The following is an 11243-nucleotide window of genomic DNA, read 5'->3' as shown; positions in this document are numbered from 1 at the left end:
TGACGAGGCTCGTCGAAGTTCCCCAGTGATGCTCACTGAATTTCCCCACCTTGGGCGGTGGTCAGTGTAGGGGTTGGCGGGTGGCGGCTCGCAGGGTGCCCTGGCGGGCGTGGTGGTCGCGCAGCCGGTAGGAGTCGCCTTCGAGGTTGAGCACGACGGAGCGGTGCAGGAGCCGGTCGAGCATGGCTGCGGCGACGGTGCTGTCGCCTAGGACCTCGCCCCAGGATGCGACGCCGCGGTTGGTGGTGAGCACGATGGACGTCTTGAGGTAGCGCTGGGAGACGACCTGGAACAGCGCGGAGGCGGCCTCGCCGGGCAGCGGCAGGTAGCCCAGCTCGTCGATGATGAGCAGGGTTGGGCCGGCGAAGAAGCGCATGGTGGTGGCCCAGCGTCCTTCGATCGCGGCGCGGTGGCACCGGGCGGCCAGATCGGCGGCGGTGGTGAAGTAGGTGCGGTACCCGGCCTCGGCCGCGGCCCGGCCCAGGCCGACGGCCAGGTGCGTCTTGCCGACGCCGGGCGGGCCGATGAGCAGCACGTTGGTCGCCGACTCCAGGTACCGGCAGGTGGCCAGTTCGTCGATGAGCTTGCGGTCGACGTTCGGGGCGGCGTCGAAGTCGAAGTCGGCCAGGGTGGCCGGGGTGGGCAGTGAGGCGAACCGGAGCCGGCCGGCGAGCTTGCGGGCCTCGGTCGCCTCAACCTCGCGGGCGAGCAGGTGCTCCAACGTCGCGGTCATCGACCACCCCTGCTCGGCGGCGGTTGCCAGGACGGTGGGCAGGTGCTCGGCGGCGGCGTGCAGCTTCAACGCGGCCAGGTGGGAGCGCAGCTGCTGGTAGGTCGACGCCTGGCTGGTGATCATCGGCGCCGGCAGCGCCTCGGTCGTCGTCGCGGTCGTGGGTGTGGTGTTCATCGGGTCAGGGTGTTCCTTCCTCGGGCTGCTTTGTCGTAGGCGGACAGGTCGATGACCACGTCCGCGGTGGTGGCGGGCTCGGGTTGGTGGCGGGCGCGCAGCGCCTGCGCGGCTGCCTGGGCTGCGGGGCCGGGTGGGATGCGTTCCTTGCGCCGGTGCGGCACAGAGGCGTCGTGCCCGGCGAGGACGCGCGCCTCGAGCGCGGTGACGTGGGCGTGCTCGCGGACCATGACGCCAGCACCGTCGGGGGCGAGCTCGTGCCGGGCGATCACCGTCCCGGAGGTGGTGGCGATGTCGATGCGCGTGCTGCCCAGGCGCCAGGTGACGGTCACCTGGGCACGGGCGAGCTCGGGGGCGACGGAGTAGAAGTTGCCGCGCCAGGCCACCAGCGCCTGCGCCGAGACGACCCTCTCCTCGGTGATCGACGCGGGGAACGGGACGGTCGGGACCGGGGCCAGCGGTTCCTTGGCGGCGAGGGTGAGCACGGAGGCCTTCCCGTCGGGGCCGCCGGGCCGCATGCGGGCATCGCCACGGGTGGTGCAGAACTTGTCCAACGACGCCTGCGCCTGCTCCACGGTGACCTCGTCGGCCAGGGTGCGCCACCAGCGTTGGGCGGCGGTGTGGTTGGCCTTCTCCACCACGCCCTTGCGGTTGCCGCGCCGCGGCGGGCAGATCTCCACACCGACGCCGTAGTGCTTGGCCACCGCGGCGAACGACGCGGACACACGCCCGGTGGCCGGGTGGCACACGGTGGCCATCCGGTCGAACCGCCACGAGCGCGTGAGCCCGCCGAGCGCTCTGGTCACGCGGTCGAGGGCGCCGATGAGGTGAGCCTGGTCCATCGAAGGGCACAGCACGCCGCGCCACCGGCCGGAGTGGGCCAGGGCACCGACGAGCAGGAACGCCTTGGTGCCCCAGCCCCAGTGCTCGGGCGGGTCCGGCAGCTCGACCCAGTCCCACTGGGTCTCCTCACCCGGTGGGTGCTCGATCACCGCCGCCGGGCGGCCCTTCGTGCCGGCGCACGGTTCGCAGTGCGGGCGCAGCCCGCGGGTGCGGACCTGCCGGGTGAAGGTGGAGTAGGCCTTGTCGTACCCCAGCTCGACGACCTCGTCGTACAGGGTCATCGCCCACAGGTGCGGGTCCTCGGCCAGCCGGGCGCGGACGTAGTCCACGAACGGCTCGAACGGGTCCTGCCCCGCCGGCTTGCGGACGCCCGCGGCCCGGTCTCCGCGCAGGTAGGCGCGGATGGTCTTACGGTCCCGACCCAGATGCCGGGCGATCGCTGAGATCGTCCAGCCCTGCCGGGCCAACGCGTGAACTTCGATGTCTTCCTCCCGTGACAGCATGGGACGAGGGGCTCCTTCGAGTAGGCGTGTGGTCAGAGACCGCCATCATCGAAGGAGCCCCGCCCGTCCCCGGATGGGGCCACAGGGTGGGGAATTTCAGTGAGCAGAACTGGGGAGATTCACCTGAGCGCCGTCATCGTGACAGAGGGCGCACCGGACTGGGTGGCCCCACCGTAGGAACCCCGGTCCCAGGCCCGGACCAGCTGCTGGGCGCCGGTCTGCATCGCCGAGTAGACGGCGCCCGAGGCGGCCCGACCCCGCAGCACCTCGACGAAGGGCAGCTCGCGGGTGGCGGCGTCGTGCAGCATGGTCAGGGCGGCCGCAGCCTCGCGCGCGTGCGCGGCCTGGTGCTCCCGCTCCATCGCCCAGCGCTCCAGCGCGGCCCGCGGGTGGGCGGCCACGATCCCCTCCGGCCCCCTCCGGACCAGCCCCAGGTCGACCACGGCGTCCCACACGGCCTCTTGGGCCGGCCGGGCGGCACGGCCCCGCAGCAGGTCGAGGTAGGCGCCGGCCTCCTCCTGGCTCAGGCCCAGTGCGAGCAGGTCGTCCATGGACAGATCTTGCCAGGTGGGAGACTGTCCACCATGCCCAGCCGCGCACTCGACCAGATCCTCGCCGACCCCTCGGGGGAGTCGTGGGCGATCCTGTGGCGCGCCGGGGCCGACGGTGCTGGTCAGGAGGCCGAGATCATCCTCGGGGACGTCGAGGACGTCGCCCTCCTCAAGGACCTGCCGCGGCCCCGTCCCGGCGAGCCCGTGCTCGGACTGGTGCCCTATCGGCAGATCACCGAGCGCGGTTTCGACGCCCACGACGACGGCACCCCGCTGCGGGTGCTGCGCCCGAGGGGAGCTGCCGCATGCCAACGCGTCCCGGTGAGCGAGCTCATCGCTGCGCTGCCCACCGAGACCGTCACCGTGACCGACGAGCGCTTCAGCGTCGAGGACGAGGACTACGCCGCCATCGTGCAGCGGGTGATCGAGGACGAGATCGGCAACGGGGAGGGCGCCAACTTCGTCATCCGGCGCGACGTGCTCGCGCGCACCGACGCCGACCCCGCGGTCGCTGCGCTGACCTGGCTGCGGACGCTGCTGACCGACGAGCGCGGTGCCTACTGGACCTTCGCGGTGCACACGCCTGGTCACACCCTCGTGGGGGCGACCCCCGAGCGGCACGTCAGCGTCCAGGACGGCCGCGTCTGGATGAACCCGATCTCCGGCACCTTCCGCCACCCCCGGGAGCGCGCCGAGCTGGAGCCGGAGTTCCGAGCCTTCATCAAGGACACCAAGGAGACCGAGGAGCTCTTCATGGTGGTCGACGAGGAGATGAAGATGATGGCGCAGATCTGCTCGCACGGCGGGCGGATCACCGGGCCCCACCTCAAGCAGATGGCGCACCTCACGCACACCGAGTACCTCCTCGACGGGGCCAGCGAGTCCGACGTGCGAGATGTGCTGCGCGCCACCATGTTCGCCCCCACCGTCACGGGCTCGCCGATGGAGAACGCCTGCACCGTCATCAAGCGCCACGAGCCGCACGGTCGCGGCTACTACTCCGGCGTGCTGGCGCTGCTGGAGCTCGACGAGGAGGGCGGCGAGGAGCTCGACGCCCCGATCCTGATCCGCACCGCGCACGTCGACGGGGAGGGGCGGATCACCGTCAGCGCGGGGGCGACCCTGGTGCGGCACAGCGACCCTCGCTCCGAGGGGGCCGAGACGGCCGCCAAGGCGAGGGGGATGCTCGCGGCGCTGGGTCTGCGGGAACGGCCGGAGGTGGGGTATGAGGTGCAGCTCGCCTCGCTCCCGGGCGTGGTTGCGGACCTGGCGGCCCGCAACGAGGCGCTCTCGCCGTTCTGGCTCTCGCCGCAGGAGGCGCGGCCCGACCCGCTGCTGGCCGGTCGCCGGGTGCTCGTGGTGGACGCCGAGGACACGTGGACCCAGATGCTCGCGCACATGGTGCGGCACGTGGGGATGGTCGCGGAGGTGCGGCGCTGGGAGCAGGTGCGGCCCGAGGACGTCGTGGACGGTTGGGACCTGGTGCTCTTCGGCCCGGGCCCGGGTGACCCGACGGACGGGTCCGACCCCCGGATCGCGCGGCTGCGGGAGCTGCTGACCGCCCGGCTGGGCACGGGGTTGCCGCTGCTGGCGGTGTGCCTGTCCCACCAGGTGCTGGCCTCGCTCGCCGGGCTGGAGATCGTCAAGCTGCCCCGGCCCAACCAGGGGGTCCAGCTGCCCGTAGACCTGTGGGGCGAGGTGCGCCGGATCGGCTTCTACAACACCTTCGTGGCGCGACCGCCGGGAGACGGGGGCGGTGCCGGCGTCGCGGCTGGAGCGGCCGTGTCGGTCGGTGGCCGCGAGCTGGAGCTGGCGGTGCACGAGCCGGACGAGGCGATCGTGGCGATGCGCGGGCCCGGCCTGGCGACGATCCAGGGGCACGCCGAGTCGGTGCTCTCCCGCGACGGCCTCGTCACCCTGCACGGACTGATCCGGCACGCCCTGGCCTGACCTGGCCGGCGTCCGAGCCGGTCGCGGCCCCTGGGATGGCCGTCTCTGGCACTGCACCTTAAGCACAAAGTTGTGCGCGAGATGCAGGGCTCCAACCCGCGAAAGAAGCATCTAACCCTGTGCATAAGCAGAGGACAGGGTTAGGTGCAGGGAGACGCGCCCGGTTGTGCACGCTGAGGTGCCCGGGTGGGCTGCGCAGAAGGTGATGAGGGGAGTGCGGGTCGAGACGAGCGGGGCGTGAGGGACGAGCCCGGCCGAGCGGGGCTCAGGTGCGCGGGGGCTTCTCGCGGACGTAGATCTGCTTGCGGACCTTGGCGACGAGGGTGCCGTCGGCGGTGGTGACGTCGTTCTCGAACCAGCGCAGCACCTTGGCTCCGCCGCGGGCCTCCTCGCGCAGCTCGTCGAGCACCTCCTGGGTCAGCTCGAAGGTGGTGCTGACCGAGGCCTTGCCGGGGGAGACGAACTCGATCTCGGCCGCCTTGTCCCAGACCACGTAGGCCGGGCCGAGGTTGCGCAGGATCATCATCATCCAGAACGGGTCGGTCATCGAGAAGATCGAGCCGCCGAAGAGGGTGCCGACGTAGTTGCTGGTCACCGGGGTGCGGCGCAGGCCCACGCGGACCGTGCGGAAGTCGGGGGCGATGTGCTGGATGCGGATGCCGGAGAAGAGGAAGGGCGGCCAGGCGTTCATGCCGTGGCGCAGGGTGGTGGGGGAGGTGGCCAGCTTCTTGAGGCCGCCGATCTCCTGGTGCCCACGGCTCATGTGAGCCCCCCGATCTCCTGGTGCCCGCGGCTCATGTGAGCCCCCCGATCTCCTGGGGACCGCGGCTCACGCGAGGTCACCCATCCGATTGCGCCCCTGGCTCACAGGCCACCCGCGGGGACGGTGCGGCAGGTGCCCTCCACCCAGGCGATGACGTCGGTGCCGACGGCGGGCGGGTGGGCGCCGGTGCGGACCCGGGCGGTGGTGCCGTCCGGCAGCGAGATCGTGACCAGGGCGTCGTGGCCGTGGAAGTCGACGGTCTGGACCCGGGCGGGCACGCCCCCGACCTCGGAGCGGCGGGGGTGGTCGAGCGCGGTGAGCAGGACCTGCTCGGGGCGGATGACGACATGGGTGCCCAGCGGGCCGCCCTCGGCGACCGCGATCGGGCCCAGGTGGGTCTCCAGCGAGTGGCCGGCGTGGCCCTCGGGCAGCTGGATCAGGTCGGCCTCGCCCACGAACGTGGCGACCCAGGCGTCGACCGGGGTGGAGTAGACCTCCGCGGGCGTCCCCACCTGACGGATCTCGCCGTCGCGCATCACGGCGACCCGGTCGGCCATCGAGAGGGCCTCGCCCTGGTCGTGGGTGACCAGGATCGCCGTGGCGTCCGCCTCGCGCAGGGCGGTGCGGACGTCGGAGCGCAGCTCGGCGCGCAGCGAGGCGTCCAGGGCGCTGAAGGGCTCGTCGAGGAGCACCAGCGGGGGCCGGGGAGCCAGCGCCCGCGCCAGGGCGACGCGCTGCTGCTGGCCGCCGGAGAGCTCGTGCGGCATGCGGGCGCCCATGCCGGTCAGGCCGACCAGCTCGAGGCACTCCTCCACCCGGCGGGAGCGGTCCTTGCCGCGCAGCGCGCCCCGTCGACCGGTGAGCCCGAAGCCCACGTTGTCCGCCACGGACAGGTGCGGGAAGAGCGCGCCCTCCTGCGGCACCACGGCCACCTGGCGGCGGTGCGGGGGCAGGTGGATGCCGGGCAGGGCCACCGCCCGACCGCCCAGGGCGATGCGGCCGCTGTCGATCCGCTCGAAGCCGGCCATGCAGCGCAGCAGCGTCGTCTTGCCGCAGCCCGAGGGACCCAGCACCGCCACGAACTCGCCGTGGTCCAGCGACAGGCTCACCCCGGCCAGCGCCCGCACCGCGCCGAAGCTCTTGGCGACGTCGACGATCTCGACGGCGTGCGGCTGGGCGGACATGGGCGTGCGGTCACTCTCGGTGCTGGCCGGCGCGGGGGTCGGGCCGGTCGTGGGGCGTCGGGTGCTGGTCCAGGGGTGGACCGTCGTGCTCATGGTTTCACGCCTCCAGCAGCTCGGCCGAACGGGTGCTGTCGGTCTCGACCTCGACGGGCCGGACGCGCTCGCTCTCGCCGGCGGCCGGCAGGATGCCGCTGCGGCGGGCGATGATCCAGGTGGGGATGGCGGCCAGGGCCACGAGCACCAGCGCGTAGGGGGCGGCCTCGGCGTAGCGCCCGATGCCGGTGGCGCTCCACAGCCGCGTCGCCAGGGTGTCCATCCCGGTGGGCCGCAGCAGCAGCGTCGCGGGCAGCTCCTTCATCGCGGTGAGGAAGACCAGGGCCGCACCCGCGCCGATGCCGGGCAGCGTCAGCGGCAGCGTGACCCGCCGGAAGACCGAGGCGGGGGAGGTGCCCAGCGAGGCGGCCGCCTCCTCCAGCGAGGGCGGCGCCTGCGACGCCGCGGAGGCGACGGCGCTGACCCCGAGCGGCAGGAAGAGGGTGGCGTAGGCCAGCGCGAGCAGCCAGGTCGTCTGGTAGAGCGGCAGCGCCACCGTGACGCCGAAGAAGACCAGGGCCAGGCCGACGACCACGCCGGGCAGGCTGTGGGCGAGGTATGCGGCCCGCTCCAGCGAGCGGCTCAGTCGCCCCGGGTGCCGGGCGGCCAGGATGCCCACCGGCAGGGCCAGGGCCATCGTGATCAGCGCGCCGAGCAGCGAGGCGGACAGCGACCCGGACGCGGCGGACCAGAGCCGGTCCCAGGCGTCGCCCGCAGAGGTGCCCGCGGCGATCCAGCGCGCCAGGGACACGGCCGGCACACCCAGCGCGGTGAGCACCACGGCGGACAGGCCCGCGAACCCGGCCCATCTCCATACCCCCAGGTCCAGGGCGCGCGCAGGCCTGGTGACGTGCGTGCCGCTGAACCGTGCACCTGCCCGCCGCGTCAAGCCCTCGAGCGCCAGGATCACCAGGGTGATGAGGACCAGGAGGGTCGCCAGCGTGAGGGCGGACTGGCGGTTGAAGCCGGCGGAGAAGGCGGTGAAGATCGCCCGCGTGAAGGTGTCGACGCGCAGGATCGAGACGGCGCCGAAGTCGGCCAGGACGTAGAGGATCGCCAGCAGGCCGCCGCCGGCGATGGCCGGGCGGACCTGCGGGAGGGTGACGGTCAGGAGGGTATGCGGTGCGCTGCGTCCGAGGGAGCGCGCCACCTCCTCCTGGGCCGGGTCGACCCGCACCAGGGCCGCGGCCACGGGCAGGTAGACGTAGGGATAGGTGTAGAGGGTGAGCACGACGACGCCGGCCCAGAAGCCCTCGAAGCGGGTGCCGGGGTCGGCGGCCCACAGGTCGGCGACCGAGACCCAGGTGAAGGCCGCGACATAGCTGGGGACCGCCAGCGGCAGCGCCAGCAGGATCGCGAACAGCCGGCGCCCGGGGGTGTTGCTGCGGGTGACCAGCCAGGCCGCCCCGACGCCCACGACCAGGCACAGGGCGGTGACGACGAGCGCCAGCTGGAGGGAGGTGGTGGCCAGGGTCGCGGTGCGCGGGGTCGCGACCGCGTCCAGCCACGCCTGCACGCCCCCCTGGCCCGTCCGCAGCAGCAGATAGGCCAGGGGGATGAGCGCCACCGCCGTGGCCACGAGGGCCCCGACGGTCAGCGCGGTGTGCGGGCGGCGTCCGGTCAGAGCAGACCAGCCTCCGCGATCATCTCGACGGTCCGCTGGAGGTCGTCGAGGTCGTTGAGGTCGATGTCCGGGGTCTCCAGGTCGCCCAGGGCGGGCAGGCCCGGGTTGGGCTCGATGCCCTCGACCATCGGGTACTCGTAGGTCTGCTCCACGAAGTAGGTCTGACCGGCCTCGCTGAGGAGGTAGTCGATCAGCGCCTGGCCGTCGCCGTCGGCCTGCTCGTCGACCAGGCCGATGCCGGAGATGTTGACCAGGGCGCCGGTGTCGCCGTCGGAGAAGAAGTGGAGCGCGGCGTTGAGGTCCTCGGGGGCCACGCCCTTCTCGGCGGCCAGCTCGTAGAGGTAGTAGTGGTTGACCAGCCCCACGTCGATCGCGCCGGCGTCGACGTCGGCGACGATCATGCCGTTCTTCTCGCGGATCTGCGGGTCGTTGGCGGCGAGGTCGGCCAGCCAGGTGGCGGCCGCGTCGTCACCCTCGAGCACGCGCATGGCGGTGACGAAGGCCTGGAAGGAGGCGTTGGTCGGGGCGACGCCGACGCGGCCCTTCCACTCGGGGGTGGTCAGCTCGGCGACGTGCGCGGGCAGCTCGTCCTCGCTGACCTTGTCCTTGTTGTAGACGAGCACGCGGGAGCGGCCGGTCAGGCCCACCCAGTTGCCGTCGCTGGACTGGTAGGTGTCGGGGACCAGGTCGAGGGTCGCCTGGGGCAGGGCGACCAGGCGGCCCTCCTTGGCGACCGCGCCGAGGGCGCCGGCGTCCTGGGCCAGGAAGACCTCGGCGGGGGAGTTGTCGCCCTCCTCGAGGATCTGCGCGGCCATCGAGGCGGTGTCGGCGTAGCGGACCTCGACCTCGATCCCGGTCTCCTCGGTGAAGGCGTCCAGGACGGGCTGGACGAGCTCCTCGTTGCGGCCGGAGTAGAGGGTCAGCGTGCCGTCGCTCTCGCCGGTGCCACCGGCGGCCGCGGTCCCGACGGCGTCGTCCTGCCCGCCCGAGCCCTGGCCCGCGGAGGTCTGGTTGGGGGAGTTGTCATTCTCGGCCGGGGTGTCGTTGCTGCCGCAGCCGGCAAGACCCAGGGCGAGTGCTGCGCTCGTGGTGAGGGCCAGAGCCCGTGCAGTGCGCGTCATGACAGAAGTGCTCCTTGAGGTAAGTCAGGTTAGGCAAGGCTTACTCAACACACACGGGGTGGCTGCTGTCAATTCCAGAAGGGGGCCGTGAGGTAATTCACGGGGCGCGGCCGGGGAGGGCCCCGGACATGCGAAAGCCGCGGAGGCTTCAGGGGCTGCTCCGCGGCTCTTGCGGTGGCCAGGGGCGGGGTCGAACCGCCGACCTTCCGATTTTCAGTCGGACGCTCGTACCAACTGAGCTACCTGGCCGTTGTAGTGCTGAACGGCGTGACCCGACCTCTCGGTCATGATCACGCCGCCAGCGCTGCGACCCCGACGGGACTCGAACCCGCGACCTCCGCCGTGACAGGGCGGCGCGCTAACCAACTGCGCTACGGGGCCTCGTAACAGGACGAGACCTGTGGTGCATCCCCAACGGGATTCGAACCCGTGTTACCGCCGTGAAAGGGCGGGGTCCTAGGCCACTAGACGATGGGGACCTATCCGTTGAGGACAGTGAGAAACCATACTTGATGATCCCCGGCCAGACCAAAACGGCCGCTCAGGGCCCCGATCGCGCCCGTGCCGGCTGCCTGATCAGGCCCCCTGGTGGCTGCCCGGGCGGGCCCACTCCAGCAGGTCATCCAGGGGCCACGTGTTGACCACCCGCTCGGGCGGGACGCCGTGGCGGACGGCCCGCTCGCAGCCCAGGTCGAGGAAGTCCAGCTGCCCCGGGGCGTGGGCGTCGGTGCTGATCGTGAACAGGCAGCCCAGGTCGATCGCCAGCCGCAGCAGCTCACCCGGGGGGTCCTGGCGCTCGGGGCGGGAGTTGATCTCCACGGCCGTCCCCGACTCCGCGCACGCCTCGAAGACGGCCCGCGCGTCGAACTCGCTCGGCGGCCGCATCCGCGCGCCGCTGGCGGCGCCCTTGTCGCCGCGCCGGGACATCACCCGACGGCCGGTGCAGTGCCCCAGCACGTTGGTCAGCGGGTCGCGCACGGCCGCGACCATCCGGCACGTCATCGCGGCGCTCTCCATCCGCAGCTTGGAGTGCACCGAGGCGACCCGGATGTCGAGGGATGCGAGCAGCTCGGGCTCCTGGTCCAGGGTGCCGTCGTCGAGGATGTCGACCTCGATCGCCTTGAGCAGCCGGAAGGCCTCGCCGGTGTGGGCGTTGATGGCGTCCACGACGCCGAGCTGGCGGCGCAGCCGGTCGGCGGACAGGCCGTTGGCGACCTTCAGGCCGCGGGAGTGGTCGGTCAGGGCCAGGTAGTCGTGGCCGACCTCCATCGCCGAGGCGACCATCTCCTCGATCGGGGAGCCGCCGTCGGACCAGTCGGAGTGGGTGTGCAGGTCGCCGCGCAGCTGCTCGCGCATCGACTCACCGCCCACGGCGAGCGGCGCGTACGCCTCCTCCAGCGCCGCGAGCTTGTCCGGCACCTGCCCGGCCACCGCCTGCTCGATCACGGCTGCGGTCGAGGGGCCGATCCCGGCCAGTTCCTTGAGCGTGCCGGCCGCGACCCGGCGCCGGACCTCGTCCTCGCCCAGCGGCAGGACCACCTTGGCGGCGTTGCGGTAGGCCTCCACCCGTCGGGTGTCCTCGCGCTGGCGCTCCAGCAGGAAGGCGATGCGGCGCAGGGCGTCGACGGGCTCGATGGTCATGGCCACACCTTCGCACCTCCCACCGGCGCCCGCCCACACGAGGCGCGTGACCGCATACCCTCG

At 72.6% G+C, this 11243-nt stretch carries 9 protein-coding genes and 3 tRNA genes; 1 reads left to right on the top strand and 11 read right to left on the bottom strand.

Translation table 11 applies throughout. The features are described from left to right. Nucleotides 1-61: 61 nt before the first annotated feature. The 3 genes from istB to ACTMMA_RS03805 form a co-directional block, all read right to left on the bottom strand. Nucleotides 62-907, bottom strand: a complete 846-nt coding sequence (gene istB / locus ACTMMA_RS03815; RefSeq protein ID WP_441188763.1) for an IS21-like element helper ATPase IstB — start codon at nt 905-907, stop codon at nt 62-64. Beyond that, nucleotides 904-2253, bottom strand: a complete 1350-nt coding sequence (locus ACTMMA_RS03810; RefSeq protein ID WP_441188762.1) for a Mu transposase domain-containing protein — start codon at nt 2251-2253, stop codon at nt 904-906. The genes istB and ACTMMA_RS03810 overlap by 4 nt, the downstream gene beginning before the upstream one ends. 119 nt (nt 2254-2372) lie before the next feature. Then, a complete protein-coding gene (locus ACTMMA_RS03805; protein ID WP_441188761.1) occupies nt 2373-2804 on the bottom strand; it encodes a hypothetical protein in 432 nt (143 codons plus the stop codon). A 33-nt stretch (nt 2805-2837) separates the two neighbouring features. On the opposite strand from ACTMMA_RS03805, the gene ACTMMA_RS03800 reads away from it, so the two are divergent. Next, a complete protein-coding gene (locus ACTMMA_RS03800; RefSeq protein ID WP_441188760.1) occupies nt 2838-4754 on the top strand; it encodes an anthranilate synthase family protein in 1917 nt (638 codons plus the stop codon). A gap of 265 nt (nt 4755-5019) precedes the next feature. Here ACTMMA_RS03800 and ACTMMA_RS03795 read toward each other — a convergent pair whose 3' ends face one another. The 8 genes from ACTMMA_RS03795 to ACTMMA_RS03760 form a co-directional block, all read right to left on the bottom strand. After that, nucleotides 5020-5517 carry a DUF4442 domain-containing protein gene (locus ACTMMA_RS03795; protein WP_441188759.1) on the bottom strand — a complete coding sequence of 166 codons (498 nt, stop codon included), beginning with the start codon at nt 5515-5517 and terminating at the stop codon, nt 5020-5022. 101 nt (nt 5518-5618) lie between these two features. Beyond that, nucleotides 5619-6794, bottom strand: coding sequence for an ABC transporter ATP-binding protein (locus ACTMMA_RS03790; protein ID WP_441188758.1), 1176 nt, complete (start codon nt 6792-6794; stop codon nt 5619-5621). Between the two features lie 4 nt (nt 6795-6798). Continuing rightward, nucleotides 6799-8373, bottom strand: coding sequence for an ABC transporter permease (locus ACTMMA_RS03785; RefSeq protein ID WP_441188757.1), 1575 nt, complete (start codon nt 8371-8373; stop codon nt 6799-6801). Nucleotides 8374-8414: 41 nt separating this feature from the next. Continuing rightward, entirely contained in the window at nt 8415-9539 is a 1125-nt protein-coding gene (locus ACTMMA_RS03780; RefSeq protein WP_441188756.1) for an iron ABC transporter substrate-binding protein, read from the bottom strand. Nucleotides 9540-9714: 175 nt separating this feature from the next. After that, a tRNA-Phe gene (locus ACTMMA_RS03775) sits at nt 9715-9788 on the bottom strand. A 58-nt stretch (nt 9789-9846) separates the two neighbouring features. Next, nucleotides 9847-9920 (bottom strand) — tRNA-Asp (locus tag ACTMMA_RS03770). Between the two features lie 25 nt (nt 9921-9945). Beyond that, nucleotides 9946-10018: transfer RNA gene (locus ACTMMA_RS03765), tRNA-Glu, on the bottom strand. Between the two features lie 97 nt (nt 10019-10115). Further along, nucleotides 10116-11180 (bottom strand): PHP domain-containing protein, encoded by a 1065-nt coding sequence (locus ACTMMA_RS03760; protein ID WP_441188755.1) that lies wholly within the window; start codon nt 11178-11180, stop codon nt 10116-10118. Between the last annotated feature and the right edge of the window lie 63 nt (nt 11181-11243).

The sequence above is a fragment of the Ornithinimicrobium panacihumi genome (assembly GCF_052073805.1).
Lineage (GTDB): Bacteria > Actinomycetota > Actinomycetes > Actinomycetales > Dermatophilaceae > Ornithinicoccus > Ornithinicoccus panacihumi.
This window is presented reverse-complemented; position numbering and strand designations above follow the sequence as displayed.